The organism is Mesobacillus subterraneus, from assembly GCF_003937825.1.
GTDB classification, from domain to species: domain Bacteria; phylum Bacillota; class Bacilli; order Bacillales; family Cytobacillaceae; genus Mesobacillus; species Mesobacillus subterraneus.
This window is the reverse complement of the sequence record NZ_RSFW01000015.1, coordinates 1-15,408: the sequence shown is the minus strand read 5'-3', so window position 1 is coordinate 15,408 and position 15,408 is coordinate 1. Positions and strand designations below refer to the sequence as shown.

18 protein-coding genes and 1 riboswitch are annotated in these 15,408 nt (G+C 42.6%); of the genes, 5 read left to right on the top strand and 13 right to left on the bottom strand.

Annotated elements, in window-relative coordinates:
* Positions 1-79 precede the first annotated feature (79 nt).
* From EJA10_RS13790 to EJA10_RS13770, 5 genes are all read right to left on the bottom strand, one after another.
* On the bottom strand, positions 80-661 hold the full coding sequence (locus EJA10_RS13790) for a genetic competence negative regulator (protein WP_125480606.1): 582 nt from the start codon (positions 659-661) through the stop codon (positions 80-82).
* Positions 662-726: 65 nt separating this feature from the next.
* Positions 727-1,638, bottom strand: a complete 912-nt coding sequence (locus EJA10_RS13785; protein ID WP_125480605.1) for a MerR family transcriptional regulator — start codon at positions 1,636-1,638, stop codon at positions 727-729.
* A gap of 65 nt (positions 1,639-1,703) precedes the next feature.
* The gene (locus tag EJA10_RS13780) at positions 1,704-2,492 is read right to left on the bottom strand and encodes a metallophosphoesterase (protein ID WP_211340576.1); all 789 of its coding nucleotides are present in this window, start codon (positions 2,490-2,492) and stop codon (positions 1,704-1,706) included.
* A gap of 18 nt (positions 2,493-2,510) precedes the next feature.
* Complete coding sequence (locus tag EJA10_RS13775) at positions 2,511-2,903, bottom strand: hypothetical protein (RefSeq protein ID WP_125480604.1); 393 nt, start codon at positions 2,901-2,903, stop codon at positions 2,511-2,513.
* A gap of 60 nt (positions 2,904-2,963) precedes the next feature.
* Positions 2,964-3,596, bottom strand: coding sequence for a CBS domain-containing protein (locus EJA10_RS13770; protein ID WP_125480603.1), 633 nt, complete (start codon positions 3,594-3,596; stop codon positions 2,964-2,966).
* 146 nt (positions 3,597-3,742) lie between these two features.
* Here EJA10_RS13770 and EJA10_RS13765 point away from each other — a divergent pair, with 146 nt between their 5' ends.
* The 3 genes from EJA10_RS13765 to EJA10_RS13755 are packed head-to-tail and all read left to right on the top strand — an operon-like array spanning position 3,743 to position 4,826.
* A complete protein-coding gene (locus tag EJA10_RS13765; RefSeq protein WP_125480602.1) occupies positions 3,743-3,973 on the top strand; it encodes a spore coat associated protein CotJA in 231 nt (76 codons plus the stop codon).
* The gene (locus tag EJA10_RS13760; protein ID WP_125480601.1) at positions 3,970-4,230 is read left to right on the top strand and encodes a spore coat protein CotJB; all 261 of its coding nucleotides are present in this window, start codon (positions 3,970-3,972) and stop codon (positions 4,228-4,230) included. Before EJA10_RS13765 ends, EJA10_RS13760 begins: the two co-directional genes overlap by 4 nt.
* A 26-nt stretch (positions 4,231-4,256) precedes the next feature.
* Positions 4,257-4,826, top strand: coding sequence for a manganese catalase family protein (locus EJA10_RS13755; RefSeq protein ID WP_125480600.1), 570 nt, complete (start codon positions 4,257-4,259; stop codon positions 4,824-4,826).
* 29 nt (positions 4,827-4,855) lie between these two features.
* Here EJA10_RS13755 and EJA10_RS13750 read toward each other — a convergent pair whose 3' ends face one another.
* From EJA10_RS13750 to EJA10_RS13730, 5 genes are all read right to left on the bottom strand, one after another.
* On the bottom strand, positions 4,856-5,314 hold the full coding sequence (locus EJA10_RS13750) for a YpbF family protein (RefSeq protein WP_125480599.1): 459 nt from the start codon (positions 5,312-5,314) through the stop codon (positions 4,856-4,858).
* Between the two features lie 347 nt (positions 5,315-5,661).
* Positions 5,662-6,375, bottom strand: coding sequence for a LysM peptidoglycan-binding domain-containing protein (locus tag EJA10_RS13745; RefSeq protein ID WP_125480598.1), 714 nt, complete (start codon positions 6,373-6,375; stop codon positions 5,662-5,664).
* Entirely contained in the window at positions 6,368-6,970 is a 603-nt protein-coding gene (locus EJA10_RS13740; protein WP_125480597.1) for a CPBP family intramembrane glutamic endopeptidase, read from the bottom strand. The genes EJA10_RS13745 and EJA10_RS13740 overlap by 8 nt, the downstream gene beginning before the upstream one ends.
* Positions 6,967-8,469: a RecQ family ATP-dependent DNA helicase gene (locus tag EJA10_RS13735; RefSeq protein ID WP_125480596.1), complete on the bottom strand. Its 1,503-nt coding sequence runs from the start codon at positions 8,467-8,469 to the stop codon at positions 6,967-6,969. Before EJA10_RS13735 ends, EJA10_RS13740 begins: the two co-directional genes overlap by 4 nt.
* A complete protein-coding gene (locus tag EJA10_RS13730) occupies positions 8,460-9,329 on the bottom strand; it encodes a YpbB family protein (protein ID WP_170169143.1) in 870 nt (289 codons plus the stop codon). Before EJA10_RS13730 ends, EJA10_RS13735 begins: the two co-directional genes overlap by 10 nt.
* Positions 9,330-9,799: 470 nt before the next feature.
* Between EJA10_RS13730 and EJA10_RS13725 the strand changes: the two genes are divergently transcribed.
* Positions 9,800-10,048, top strand: a complete 249-nt coding sequence (locus EJA10_RS13725; RefSeq protein ID WP_023627496.1) for a ferredoxin — start codon at positions 9,800-9,802, stop codon at positions 10,046-10,048.
* A 102-nt stretch (positions 10,049-10,150) separates the two neighbouring features.
* Here EJA10_RS13725 and EJA10_RS13720 read toward each other — a convergent pair whose 3' ends face one another.
* Entirely contained in the window at positions 10,151-10,732 is a 582-nt protein-coding gene (locus EJA10_RS13720) for an ECF transporter S component (RefSeq protein ID WP_125480594.1), read from the bottom strand.
* 164 nt (positions 10,733-10,896) lie between these two features.
* A riboswitch (FMN riboswitch) is annotated at positions 10,897-11,031 on the bottom strand.
* A gap of 462 nt (positions 11,032-11,493) precedes the next feature.
* Here EJA10_RS13720 and serA point away from each other — a divergent pair.
* Positions 11,494-13,068, top strand: coding sequence for a phosphoglycerate dehydrogenase (serA, locus tag EJA10_RS13715; RefSeq protein WP_125480593.1), 1,575 nt, complete (start codon positions 11,494-11,496; stop codon positions 13,066-13,068).
* Positions 13,069-13,122: 54 nt separating this feature from the next.
* Here serA and EJA10_RS13710 read toward each other — a convergent pair whose 3' ends face one another.
* Entirely contained in the window at positions 13,123-13,935 is an 813-nt protein-coding gene (locus tag EJA10_RS13710) for a histidinol-phosphatase (RefSeq protein WP_125480592.1), read from the bottom strand.
* A 72-nt stretch (positions 13,936-14,007) separates the two neighbouring features.
* Positions 14,008-14,970 (bottom strand): M23 family metallopeptidase, encoded by a 963-nt coding sequence (locus tag EJA10_RS13705; protein ID WP_125480591.1) that lies wholly within the window; start codon positions 14,968-14,970, stop codon positions 14,008-14,010.
* Positions 14,971-15,408 lie beyond the last annotated feature (438 nt).

The following is a 15,408-nucleotide window of genomic DNA, read 5'->3' as shown; positions in this document are numbered from 1 at the left end:
ATTTTCGAGTCAGGAACAACAATCACCACCTGCATAATATATCCCTCCCAAATAAAAAAGCCGAAGCTCTAATCCATTATTATTTAAAATAATGGATTAGCGTTTCGACTGCGCGTTCTTCCATAATCTCCTTGCCATATTCGAGCAATCGATGGATGCTCAAGATGGAAGGAACTCCATATTCCGCCATAAGAGACACTGTTTTATCCGCCTCTTCCGGTCGTATTCCATTCATAAGCAGATAATAGCGATTGTTCATGAAATGCAAGCTTCCCCCGGCGATGCCGGCATGGCTTAGCCGGTTGGCCAGCTGGATTACGTCTTCGATATTATCGAATTCAAACAGTATATCCTCTATACCGTCAACCGTGACCTGCATTTCAATAATGCCATCATCAAATTGCTCTTCATCTTCATCCTGTTCGATCATCGTGACAATCATCACCATACCCTGTGCTTGCAAAGAAAATATCTCGACAGCGACAGACCCGATGATGTCCAAGTCAAATTCTTCGCTGGCTTCTTCTAGCATATCGTGAAAAAGCTGATGCCACTTAAGGGAATCCTTCCAAATATCCTCCTTAGTCAATCCCCTGTCAGAGAGGTCATCTATTGTCAGGAAAATTTTTATTTTATTGTTTGTTAAGCGTTCCAAGCGCATAATCATGCCCCCTGCCATCGACGAAGCTCTTGTTTTAGTTTATGAAAATATTGCAGGTTGGTGAGTTATTTCAATGAATCAATGCGCTTTTTCAGCCAATTTTCCCATTCCATCCTCGTCAAGCCGACAATGAGTTCCTTGTACTCCTGTCGCTCGTGGTCCGGGATGGAATCAATTCCTATGCCTCCCAACCCAATGGAGAGCTGCGGATAGTCCTTTGTCATCCTATCTGCTAGCTCCAGGGTTGCCGGCCTGTTTTCTTCAAGTGTGCAGGATAAGAAGAGGAATTTTGGTTTCACCTTATCAACCACTACTTCCAGATCATCCTCCGCAAGGCTAGTGCCGAGAAAGACGACTTCAAATCCTTTACGCCTCAGGTACATCGTGAAGATCAACAGCCCCAGTTCATGTCTCTCTCCCGGACCGCAAACCGCGATGGCCTTCGGAAGGAACGAACTGTGTGGGATGGAATTTGACAAACCCTCAATTCTGGAACGTAAAAATGAAGAAGCAAAATGCTCATGTGCAGTCGTTATACTACCCTCTTCCCATAAATCGCCTACCTTAATCAGGATCGGACCCAATAAATCGATAACAGTCTTGTCAATCGTATATAAACCAAAGGCCTCATTGACTAGCTCATGAGCTTTTGAGCCGTTAAAATCAAGAAGAGCGGCCAGCAGCTTGTCCCTCATCTCTTCAAGGATGTCCCTTTTTGGCAATTCAGCAGTCTCAAAAGGCGGTGAGGTATTCTCCAGCAAAGAAACAGCCTGGCTGATCGTAAAGCCTTCATTCACCTTTGAAATCAGCCACCTCAAGGTTTTCACATGTTCATCTGTATACAAACGGTGGCCGGATTCATTCCTGACAGGAGCGATCATCTGGTATCTTCTTTCCCAGGCCCTTAATGTCCCAGGCTGGATTCCAAGCATATTGGACACTGCTTTGATATTAAATTTCCCCTCGCCGTTTCCCATCCTCATTCCTCCGTTACTTCCATACACTACCGATTATAAATATACTGTTCTCTCGTTGTAAAACTTCAATCTGCTCCTTCGGTTTCCGGCAGCAAAGTGATGAGATGCGCCTCCGCTTTTGCTCCTAATCTCAACGGCACGCCAGTAGTTCCGTAACCATTGCTTGTCAGTACTGTCGTACCATTCTTTTTTTTGATTCCGCCTAATTCATATGGGCCAAAGCCGAATATCCTGATTTGCCCCCCATGTGTGTGGCCGCTGAGGACAAGGCTGATACCATGTCCTTCACCAAAGTCCTTAACGATAAAGGGACTATGGCTGATCAGTATTTTAAACCCTTCCTCTCCTGCATCCTTCAATGCGAGATCCAGCCTGCTCTTTTCAGTTCCATAATCATCAACACCCAAGATAAACAATGGATCACCGGCCCTGGATTCAAACTTTACCGCCGTATTATCCAGGACCTTGACTCCTGTATGGTATAGTAGCTGATCGAGTTCATGTACGTTAAATTCGTAATCATTATTTCCCCATACGAAAAATACAGGGGCAATGGTTTTCAATTTTTCAATGTTTGCCGCAACCTGTTCAAGCGAAACCCCTTTTTCTGCCAAGTCTCCTCCAATGATAACGATATCGGCATTTCCTTTTGCTTCATTTATGATTGAATCGGAAATGATCCTCTTGTGGATATCTGAAATGAAGAAAATCTTCACCGATCCGAAACTCGGAGGAAAATCCTTGAACCGGATTTCCTGTCTCAAGACTCTGTCTGTAAATGCCTGCCTGTACATATATAATAAAAGGAAGCTGCCAATCAGCAGCACACCAAGTAAAAAATAGACGATTTCCATTTTTGCCTCCCCATAAAACTATTTCCCATGATCTTTCTCCATCTTGTATGGACTAAAAGAAATCATACCATACAGCAAACAGAAACCGAAAAAGACGCTGGTCTGCCAGAATCCATATTGAATCAATAGAGAGAAGCAGCCAAAACATCCGATAGCAAGAATTATATCAGAAACCACTACCCTTTTACCTTTAAATATGTTCATGAAACTCCCAAGACCTTCTCTTAGCAATCCGCCGATTGCATACATGCCAAAAACAAGCGCCATCGCTCCCGCAAAAAATTCAATCGGGTGGAGAATGAAGTCACTCACAAACTCTTCTTCATGGCGTGGTTTGAAGTCCGGCAGCCAGTTCACCACCAGGTAACCGCATAACAGTCCAAAAAACAGCCTGAAAACTTTCCAAAGCATAGAAAAACCTCCCATACACAATGTATGAAAGGCTCTTGTCCTTATTTCCATATAGAAAAATCAAACTTCATGAATATCAAGAATCCGGAAGCCCGAATCTTCCAATTTTTTTATGAAACGGTCAATATTGTCCTTCTTTTCAATCTTCATGACGATTCGGCGAACCAGTTTATCCGTCTCATCGAAGGTGACAAGGGAAATGATATGCTCATGGAACTGGTGGGCAATATCTGCCAGCCTGGCGATCCTACCTTCTGTTTCCACGGATGTAAACGCAATCCTGACCCCTTCCCTATGTACTCCGAAAGCGCTTTGGAATTGATCAAGAGCGTCAGAACGGGTTACAATCCCCTGAAACCTATCATATTCATCAATTACCGCCATGAGCGGAATATCCTTCAGCTTAACAAACGTACTTTCAAAAATCTCACTGCCATGCAGGATTTGTTCCTGCAGAGTCAAGATGTCTTTAGCAGTTGTATTCTGAAGAAATTCATCTTTATTATTCCCTGTCTCAAAATATTGCTGATAAATACCGTGTCTTGTTACGACACCGACATATTTGTCACCATCCAGAACGGGGACACCATCGATTTCGTTTCCATCCAACTTTTCCAGCACACTATGCAAAGCTTCATCCTGCTGCGCGGTTACACACTTATACCTCGGAATCATGATACTCTTAACAAACATTCAAATCACCTCTGGTTTTAAAATACTGCTTATGACTTATATAATTCTGCATATTTATGAAATTCCCTGCACAGCCAGATAAATTTAACATGAAATAAAATTCTGCTCATAAAATGAAATGAAGTTTAATTAGAGGAGGGCTTAGTTTGTCTACACATAGAAGAGTATGGTACCCGTACGCCAGTCCCTTCGACCCATGTCCGCCAATCACGGCGAAAACCTATTCGACACCACCCAATCTATTCCTGGGATTCCAGCCGCCAAACCTTGAACAATTCACACCGATGCAAGCATTAAGAACAGGTACACTGTGGAAGGTTTTTTATGATCCCTGGTATTCCCCTTACGAAGCTCCAAGGGATGGTGACCACATATGAAACAGCTTCCGCAGGAATTTTACGCCACGATGGAACAGCTGCAAGCGGTGGATTTTGTCCTGGTTGAACTCACTTTATACTTAGACACCCACCCGGATGATTATGAAGCGATTAATCAGTTTAATCAGTTTGCCAAAGAACGGAAACGGCTGAAAAAAGTCATTGAAAGCACGTATGGACCTCTTCAGCAGTATGGCAACAGCTACTCGGGTTATCCATGGAATTGGAATGACGGTCCTTGGCCATGGCAGCTCTAAACTGAAACTAGGAGGGGGTAAGGAACATGTGGCTATACGAGAAAAAATTGCAATATCCTGTAAAAGTAAGCACCTGTAACCCCATGCTCGCTAAATTCCTCGTCGAACAATATGGCGGGGCAGATGGAGAACTCGCAGCAGCATTGCGCTACTTAAACCAGCGATACACAATCCCAGATAAAGTGATCGGCCTATTGACGGATATCGGTACTGAAGAGTTCGCTCACCTGGAAATGATCGCTACGATGATTTATAAATTGACGAAGGATGCCACACCTGAACAAATGAAACAGGCCGGTCTCGATGCACACTACGCAAACCATGACAGCGCCCTTTTCTACCACAATGCTGCCGGTGTTCCTTGGACCGCGTCCTATATCGCGGCAAAAGGAGACCCGATCGCCGATTTATATGAGGATATCGCCGCCGAAGAGAAAGCACGGGCAACCTATCAATGGATTATCAACATGAGTGATGACCCTGACCTGAATGACGGATTGAGGTATCTACGCGAACGCGAAATCATCCATTCCCAGCGCTTCCGCGAAGCAGTCGAAATACTTAAGGATGAGCAAGGAAAAAAGAGAATATTCTAATACGAAAGAAGCATCCCGTCTGGATGCTTCTATTTATTCTCATGGTACAGGTTGATATCAAACTTTTTTTTCATCATATCAAAAACAATATGGCGGTTCTTCCACTCCTCTTCCCTCTTCCACAAATCCTTGCTGCGATCGACGATTTCACAGCGGAGCGCCTGGTATTCTTTCTCAGCCTTTTCCCGTTTTTCTTTCAAAAGGACCATCAATCCATACGTACCGACCGTCACAATCAAAAAATACAGATTGGCAGAATTCTGGACATATACAGAAAAAATCTCTGCAAACGAGTAGGAATAAGGCTTCATTATGGTTACATAAAGGTAATAGAAATAAATTGATATAAGCCCAATGGTCACCCAAACAGACAAAAGGTGCCTTGACTTAAAACGATCAAACTTCTTCTTTCTGTCTATTAAATTTTGAAGCATCCTTTTGGTTGCAGGATCTGTTTTTTCATCCAGGTTCATGATATCCGGTTCCATGGCAAGCCCTCCCCTATGTAAAAATAGTATGAGCTTGTCCGTGAAGTTATGATATTGTCATTAAAAAATGTAAATAACCACTTAAAAGAAGTACTATTAATCTTTTTCTGCTGGATTTTTCCGAAAATGTCGATTATGTTCCCGCTGAGTTGATGAAATCTCTCAGTGCAGGTGCTTTATTCCCCGTTGGGCCAACTTTATTCCCCGTTGCGGACGATTTATTCCCCGTTGGGCCCATTTTATTCCCCGTTGCAGACCACTTATTCCCCGTTGAGAGTAATCAGCAAAAAAAAGCTGGGCCAATTGAATTGGCCCAGCTTTGAAACTATATGTTCATTTATAATAGACTAATTTTTTACAGGGATTTTCAGCACTTGCCCTGCCTGGATTTCATTGCCCTGAATATTGTTGGCTTTCTTGATGATTGGGATTCCGTCCTGGGATTTAAAATACATCATCGATACCCGGTACAGCGTTTCACTTGGTTTTACCGTATGGTAGATAATCTTTTCGTCCTTGTCTTCACCCTCGGCTTCTGGGGCGGCAGTTTCCTCTGCGGTTTCAGCCTCTTCTGCAGGTGGAGAGGAAGCTTGGACAGTTTCTATTTCTGCTTTTTTCTCCTTCTCAGGAGCAGAGTTTTCGGTGGTATCTTTATCGCCACTGCTTGAAGGAGCCGGGGCGGCAGATACAACCTCTACTTTTTTTGCATCTTCAATTTCCTCAAAGACTGGAGCTGCATCGTCCTCTTCTTCCTTTTCACTGTTCTTTTCAACATTGATCAGTTCCACACCTGCACGTTCCAACGTTTGTTTCAAAGGTCCTTTTGTACCCTCCAGATAAGAAATGACGCTAAAAAAAGAGATCGGCAGCAAAATGAAAAAGAGTGCCATCAATCTGATGACGGGGTATTTCACTTTCACTTTTGTCTTTTTCTGTTTTTGCCGGTGGAGTGAGCTCCTAGGTGGCAGTGTTTCTTTTTTCTCAACTGCATGATCAGTTTTTCGTTCAACTCTTTTTCTCAGGCGCTCTGCCTGATCTCTGATAGGTTTTTCTTTATTCAACGTCAGTACCCCCAATTGCTGCTCGTGCTTTGAATTTAATAATCAATCCTAAAAAGAAGTCAATGAAAAAGTGCATGACAATCGTCACTGCAAGATTTCCTGTCACTGCATATATATAACCAATCAAAAAGCTTAAAACAACAATATTCATGAACAAAAACCAGTTGAATAAATAGCGGTAATGGACTACTGCAAAAATGATGCTCGAGATGACCAATCCAGTATGTGTCTGGATGATTCCCCGGAAGAGGACTTCCTCGCTGACGGCCACCATGGCAGCAATCAATGCGATTTGCAGCGTACCCCTATTGCTGAAAATCCGCTCATTCAGTCCCCCATCATCATAATAAGAACGAGGAAGGTATTTCATCAGCAAAAGGTCAACAGCTACCACCAAAGCTCCAGCACCGAGCCCGTATGTTAGGATCCTTCCATCATCCCAGCTGAAAATCTCCAGAAATTCAGATACACTATCAAACAATATCATACCTAAAATGGCAGAAATCGTTAATAGTAAAATTTGAGTAGCAATCAAATGGAAAAGCAGTTCTTTTTCAGTAAGTGCCGCAACAGTTTCCTTATATCGATCCTTCATTTTATCCGCTCACTTAATAATAATATGGAAGCAAGGTCCTGTTTCCAGTCCAGCTTTATAAGCATTTCATTATCGCCAGGTTCCATCTTCTTATAATGGTCCATGTCAACGCCACAAATGCTGCAGCAATACTCAGGCCGCTTTTCAGGCTTCTCATTAAAAGCTTTTAAAATCACGGATCTTTTGCATTCTTGAGCATGCACGTACTCTATCATTTTTCTGACTTTTCCATTCTTGACTGCCAGCCGCCTTTCAATCATTTGGATTAAGCTATGCGAATCAAGGTCCAAATCAGTATGCGATAGACTCGATAAGTATTCTTCAACAATTCTCCATTGAATTTCGGTAAAACCACAAATTCTGATTAGGTCTTCTGTATACTGCGCAAGTTCTTTATATCCTAATTTATGATCCTTCAGATAGGCAAATAGCCGTTCAATCTGATAACGGTCAGGCAGTTCTCCCTCTGCCAGCTGAAAGGCTAGCTGTTCATCTCCTGGAGAATAAATCAAAATAGCAGTTGAATCCTTGCCATCCCTTGCCGCACGGCCAATTTCCTGGAGGTATGATTCAATTTGCAATGGCATATGAAAGTGGATGACAAACCTGACATTTTCTTTATTGATGCCCATTCCAAAAGCACTCGTAGCACAGACTACATCGAGCTGGCCGTTGATGAATTGCTGTTGGATCAGGATCCTGCTTTCAGAATCAAGTCCGCCATGATAGGCCATCACCTTGCGCACACCATTTTCTCTCATGTATGCTGCTGCTTGTTCAGCAATCTTTTTGCTAGAAAAATAAACTATTCCAGGCCCCTGTAAAAACTTCACTAGCTCAACAGTTCGCTCAAGTTTTTCCTGAAAAGTGTCCGCATGCTCGATAACCATTGAGATTGTAGGACGGTCCACAGAATAGACGACCTCTTTCCATTGATCAAGACAGAGCTTTTCGGCGATGTCTGCCCTAACTTCCCTCGCGGCTGTTGCCGTCAAGGCAAGAGTCAGAGGCTGTCCAATTTGCTGCCGTAATTCACCAAGCCTCAGGTAATCAGGCCTGAAATCATAGCCCCACTGGGAAATACAATGGGCTTCATCGACAACGAAGAGAGAGATTTTCAGCTTCCTCAAGCTAGCCAGCACGAAATCCATTCCGAGCATCTCCGGAGAGATGAAAATAAATTTATACCGTTCAAGTTCCGTTAGGGCTTTCGCTTTTTGCTGAGGTGTCAAAAATGAGTTCAAAGCGATCACCCGCTTCTCTCCCATTGCCATCATTTGCTCTACCTGGTCCTGCATAAGTGACAGCAAAGGCGAAACAACCAGGATCGCTCCATCCAGGAGATAACCTGGCAGCTGATAGCAGAGGGACTTGCCCGTTCCCGTAGGCAGCATGGCAATCGTATGACTCTCTGTTAGGACTGATTCAATCGTTTCCTGCTGCCCCGGCCGGAAATCATCAAATTTAAAAAATCCATTTAAATATCCCTTTAATTCCATTGCTCCTCACCATACTTGGCCATCACTAGCCTGATTTCAAAATAGGTTGCATCAGAGACCCGTTCTTTAATTTGCTTTAACTTCCTTGCTGAATTATCCCTGGCTGCCTGGAGAATTTTCTTCTGCTTCTCAGGAGACACATAGGCATCAATGTTGAAGCCTTTGATAGATAGAACAATTTCCACTACATGGTCTTCAATTGTGCTTTGTTTCAGGTTCCTTGCGGCGGCAATTTCTTCGAGACTATAACCTTTCTGGATCAGCCCGTATGTTTTATCGGTCGATAGTGTCAAAGGAACCTCTCTTTCTCCCTGACTGACCAAGCCAGAAAGCAAGGGATAGTCAGATGCCTTTTCAAGAACGGTATCCAACATTGCATGCAAGGTGTTCAGAAATTCAAAATGGTAATGTGAAGGTTCCAAACCTGCCATTTCAGCTGCCTGAGTAATCGTCAAGCCTATTTTTTTGTATCCTGTCAGTCTCAAAACGACCAATTCAGGTCTGGTATTTTCATGATCAAGAGCTGACGCCAACTCCATGTAAAGTCTTTCAGCAAGTATGTAGCGGTTAATGCCTTGCTTACTTATATACTGTTTCACCCAGAAAAGGGTATCTTTCTTATTCCTAACCGGAATATAACTGCTTTCATGGTGTACAAGGTTTGAACAAACCTGGACCAGAAGCGTAAGCCTTTCCCAGAATGGTTCTGTTGTCTGGTGATACTTCCATCCATTCATAAACACAGGAAGCGGTTTTTCCTTCAGGCTTCGTTCAAGCGTCTCCATACCATATTCAGTCACGATCACTTTAGATTCAGCCGCTTCCTTTACCAGGTTCCTATCTCTAAGGCTTTTCACCATTCTCTCTAGGCTCTCCCTGGTAACACTCGGAAAGACTTGAAAATATGGCGTGATCTGATACAGGTGCGCATCCTGGATTGTCTGCGAAGATCGTTTTCCCTGGAAAAGATGGTATAAGGAATAAATGGTCCTTTCACCCTTTATTGTTTTTAATAGATACAGGACAACTGATTCTAAATAGGTAACGCCCATAAAATCACCCTTGATAAAAATCAATGAATTGAGCCTAAAAACGGCCGGTATCTCTTTATAGCAGAAAAATTATATAATTTTATTTTACCATGAAAATCACTGCCAAAATGTTTTATTTTCTTGGGCAAGAGCACGCAATGCCTTGTGTGATAAGCATTCTCAATACTTTTTTTATTGAAAAGTTGGCCATACAGTTTTACAATAGGTATGAGGAATACGTTTTCACTTTTTTTGTGAAGACAGCATACTATTGTTAAACACTTGGGAGGAATTAGATCATGGCTAAGTATACGATTGTTGACAAAGAAACTTGTATTGCATGCGGAGCTTGCGGTGCAGCTGCTCCAGATATCTACGATTATGATGATGAAGGCATTGCATTCGTAACACTTGATGAAAACGAAGGTATTGTTGAAATTCCGGATGTTCTAATTGACGATATGATGGATGCTTTCGAAGGCTGCCCAACTGACTCAATCAAAGTTGCAGATGAGCCGTTCAACGGAGATGCAACTAAATTCGAATAAGACCCTACATAATTCCCGCTCTTTGCGGGAATTTTTTTTCTGGAAAAATGAAAAGCAACGGTGCAGGCCGTTGCTTTTTGTATATTTTCTCATCTGAGTGGATTATGCACTTTTGAAGGATTGCTGTTTCTCAATCCAGGTCTTCATTCTTGAGAACATAAGCATGAATACAACTGACATCAGAATGCCCTTAAAGAAATTGAACGGCAGGATACCGGCTACGATAAACTGTCTGGCTTCCGGACCTGACATCGCAGGCATGTTCAAGAACATGGTGTAGGCAGGAAGGAATACATAATAATTCAGTACACTCATCAGGATTGCCATACTGATTGTTCCGGCCACAAGGGCGAATGTCATGCCTTTAGTTGTTTTAAGTCGCTGGTAGATATAATAGGTTGGCAGGATGAACAGCACTCCTGCAGCAAAGTTGGCTGCATGGCCAACTGGAACCCCTGTTTCGCTGCCTGTCATAAAATAATCAAGCATATTCTTCAATAACTCTACCAAAATACCGGCTGCCGGCCCAAAAATCAACGCAGCAATCAATGCAGGAATATCGCTGAAATCGACCATCAAGAATTTTGGAAACGGCGGCAGCGGAAAGTTCAGCAGCATCAATAAATACGATATGCTGCTCAGCATTCCAATTGAAACCATTGCTTTGACACTAAATTTTTTCATTTTTCCTCTCTCCTTATAGAGATCCATCTCACATAAAGAAGAAAGATTCAGCAATCACATACCCATAACAAATAAAAACCCTCAAGTTATACGCTTGAGGGAGATTTGTGAAAGGCATGCTTAATAAACGTTCAAAACCTGCATTTTTTGAACGTCTGCAGAACCTCCATCTTCTCCCATCCAGACTGTACTGTCGGCTTTGGAATCGCACCAAATCCTGCCCCAAAAGGCTCGCGGGCTTAGAGAAACATCATCTCATCACCGCCGGTCGGGAATTGCACCCTGCCCCGAAGATAGACCATATTTAATTTAACAACTTTATTATACTGAAAAAAAGAAAATTTGTGAAGGTGTATGCTTGTGACGTTTTTTTGTCATCGATGTAAGGAGTGCTCATCATAAATAATTGGATCCAGAGCGAAGTTTAAAACTTTTTTTCGTAAGGTAATTAATCAGCCACAATTTCCATCCTATTCCATCTTTCTCCGGAATATGAATAGGATAACGGCTTTTGTTTAATAAGAAGGCGCACCGTTACCTGAGGAATAATTGGTTTGTCCCGCGGAAAGCCAACCACATCAAAACCAAATTTAAAACAGCCAATAAAAAAATTCGGAAAAACGGTATGGTTTTAACAAAAATATACGTATTCAAGTAAGCGTTTTCAAACAATCATGAACATTAAGAAGGATTTGACAAAAGAATATTCGTCTTGTAAAATAATCAGAAAATTATTACTTTATGGCAGGAGTGAGCATTGGATGTTTCACGTTTTAGCAGTTGATTCGATTAAAGAAGAGGGTTTGCAGCCGCTGTTAGAGATGACAGAAGCACAGGTACATATGGGACGAATTGAGGATGATGCCGTAGATTTGAGTAAAGTAGAAGCTCTTCTAGTAAGGAGTGCAACCAGTGTGGATGCTGACTTGCTGGATTCTATGCCTTCGCTTAAAATCGTTGCCAGGGCAGGCGTAGGAGTAGATAATATCGATATCACCGAAGCAACCAAGAGGGGAATTGTAGTGGTTAACGCACCTGATGGAAATACGATTTCCACAGCTGAGCATACTTTTGCGATGATGGCCTCTCTTATGAGAAATATTCCCCAGGCTCACTCATCTGTCAAGAGTGGTGAATGGAAGCGAAATCAATTCATTGGAAATGAGCTGTTCGGAAAAATTTTAGGGATCATTGGAATGGGCAGAATTGGGTCAGAGCTGGCAAAGAGAGCAAGAGTTTTCGGTATGGCTGTCAAGGTTTTCGACCCTTTTCTTACCAAGGAACGTGCTGAAGTTCTTGGCGTACAATTGTCCACATTTGAGGAAGTTCTCAGCGAAGCAGATATCATCACAGTCCACACTCCGTTAACAAAGGAAACGAAAGGGCTGCTAAATGAAAAGACGCTGAGCCAGACGAAAAAAGGGGTTTATCTTTTAAACTGTGCAAGAGGTGGAATCATTGATGAAGCTGCCCTTGCCCATTTCATTGAGAAAGGACATGTCGCAGGTGCAGCATTGGACGTTTTTGTTAGTGAGCCCCCTGGTGACAGCCCTTTGCTTCAGCTGGATTCTGTCATCGTCACCCCGCATCTAGGAGCCTCCACAAAAGAAGCACAGCTAAACGTTGCCACCCAGGTTGCACAGGAAGTCAGGACATTCTTCGAAAACAAGCCTGTAGCGAATTCAATCAACTTGCCCGCCATGTCAAAAGAACTTTATGAAAAAATACAGCCGTTCCACCAGCTTGCCAAAGAAATGGGCAAGATTGTTTCAGAATGCCATAATAAGGGAGTCAACGAATTGACTGTCACCTATTCAGGCACAGCTGCTGAACTGGAAACATCTTTTTTGACAAAAGCACTTTTGGCGGGTTTTTTTGATAACCGGATTGATAAAAAAGTTAATGAAGTAAATGCTATCCATATCGCAAAAGAACGTGGCATTATGGTTGGCGAAAAGGTGACCGGAAACTCTTATGGCTATGCCAATACCCTTACAGTCACAGCTCGGGGGGACGGTGAGTCCTTTACCGCAAGAGGCACTTACATCGACCATTATGGACCAAGGATCGTCAATCTTGACGGATTCAATATTGACTTCCATCCTTCAGGCAACCTCCTCTATATCCAGCATATGGACCGTCCAGGTGTCATCGGCCACGTAGGGAAGATTCTCGGTGATCATGGTGTCAACATCGCAACCATGCAGGTAGGCAGGAAAGAAGCGGGAGGAGAAGCAATCATGGTTCTCTCCTTTGACAAGCCGCTTGAGGAGAAAATGATTGAAAAACTTGAAGCATTGCAGGATATCGTTACAATCAATGGGTTTACCCTTTAACAACGCGAAACAGGCCTTATTACAAGGCCTGTTTTTTTATTCACTTATCTATTGCTAACCTAAAGGATGTGCTCTTCTTTCCCCTTTTGAGAAAGTCATGATTTCTTGATAGCCCACTTCCCTGGCAAGTGATAATGCCTGATCAAAATCCGCACCAACATGCTCCGGAACATGCGCATCTGATGACAAGACAATTGGGATTTTCTTATCAAAACACATTTGGAGCAGTCTTTTATCCGGGTAAAGCGTCTGTGTTGGCTTTCTTAAGCCTGCCGTGCTAATTTCAACACATGTCTTCGACTGGGCCAGTGCAGTCGTCGCCCTGTCATATTGTTCAAGCAGGAAGCTTTCATCTTCTGGAACATACTTAAATATTTTAACAAGATCAATATGCCCGATAATATCAAACAGGTTGGATTGAGCAAGAGTCTCTACTTGATCAAAATAACTGCTGTAGACTTCATAGATATCCCGTCTATCCCATTCTTTTCGATACTCAGCCAGATCAATCCCGAAATCCCCGATCCAGTGGATGGAGCCAATCACATAATCAAAATCATAGCGATCAATGAAAGATGCCATTTCACTATGTTTCCCAGGAGTATAATCCATTTCGATCGACATTTTCACGTCGATGCCATTCCTCCAAGCTTCTTTAAAAAGGTTCACATAGTCATCCATATCATAAAATCTGCGTTCATCGACCCAGGGATTGCGCAAAATATCCTCAGTCTGATAGAAATGGTACGCATGCTCAGAAATACCGAAATGCTCAATTCCCTTTTTTTTGGCTGTATCAGTAAATTCCTTCAAATAATCAAGCGTTAACGTTCCTCTTTCGAGATGATTATGGTAATCTGTCAGCATAAACTCCCCAGCCCCCAATTTGATTGTTTTCCCTATTATACTGTCGGGACTTGTCAGGGGACAAGAAATAGATTATCGAATAATCAGAATTTGTTCCGGCTGGATTGTATCAGATTTCAATTGATTCAAAGCCATCAATTCCTGCACTGAGGTATTAGTCTTCCTGGCAATTGAGTGCAGCGTATCTCCTACAGTGACGATATAGCTGTTTCCTGAAGCTTTCTCAATAGTCAAAACATCACCAGGAGCAATATGGTTGTTCTTAAGGTTATTATTTTCGGTAATCGCTTTTACCGAAGTCTTATATAGTTTGGCGATTGACCAGAGTGTATCACCTTTTTTGACAATATGTTTCTTCTGACCAGTTTCTTCACGTTTATCTGCTGCTGTATTTTGATTTTGACTTTCTTTTGACTTGTTTTCATCAGCATGCGCTCCGATAGAACGATCGTCAATCAAGCGTAGTTTTGCAATGGTTTCCATTGATATTTCGTCACCAGTTTTGCCAAGTGCCAATACAGGCTGCCCAATTGCCGCTTCCCCAAATACATTATTTGGATCGACCGCATTCTCTTTTCCATATGTCCATTTTTCTTTATGAATTTCAAAATGCAGATGTACGCCAGAGGAATCCCCGGTATTCCCCATAGTTCCAATGACATCCCCTTGCTCTACAACTTGTCCTTCCTTCACATGTCTCTTTGCCAGATGAGCATAAACGGTTTCGAGATTGTTATCGTGCTTTATAAATACGACATGGCCATAAGAGCCGGAGTAATAGGATTTGGTCACGATCCCTTTATCTACTGTATGTACAGGTGTCTTATATTCACCCGCAATATCCATTCCTTTATGATGGCCGTGCCGAGTGCCGTAGAGATCTGTCACAATCCCCTCAACCGGCCAGACCCAGTGAGAAGTCAATTCTTCTATATCCAGCATTTCTGCCTGAGAGTGCTTTCCCCCGAGAAATAGCAAGCTGATACAGAGTGCCATTAACCCAGCAATGAGTAAACGCTTTATGTAATCCTGCATTGTCTTCCTCCTTAATTTTGTACTCCCTCTCCATCCCTATGACAGCCCGTACAAGAATAGAACCGTTAAGGGAGGAAAAGCAGCAGCTAAAAAAGCACATTCGTTATATTTGGTGTGTTACTGCTTTTTTATGCAAAAGAAGGAAAAATAATTGGAGAATGCTGCACTGCAGCACGAGGATATTTGCGAAAACACAAGACTTAAAGTCGTTATGGTAAAAAATGGGCGATAACCTTAACTGGCAGCAAAATTAGTCCAAATCTGACTCTGCTTCGGACATTTTACGGAGATGGACCTCTGATTTTGTCCGAAGTTGCACCTGCTTCGGACATTTCACTGAGATGGACCTGCGATTTTGTCCGAAGTTGCACCTGCTTCGGACATTTTACGGAGATGGACCTCTGATTTTGTCCGAAGTTGCACCTGCTTCGGACATTT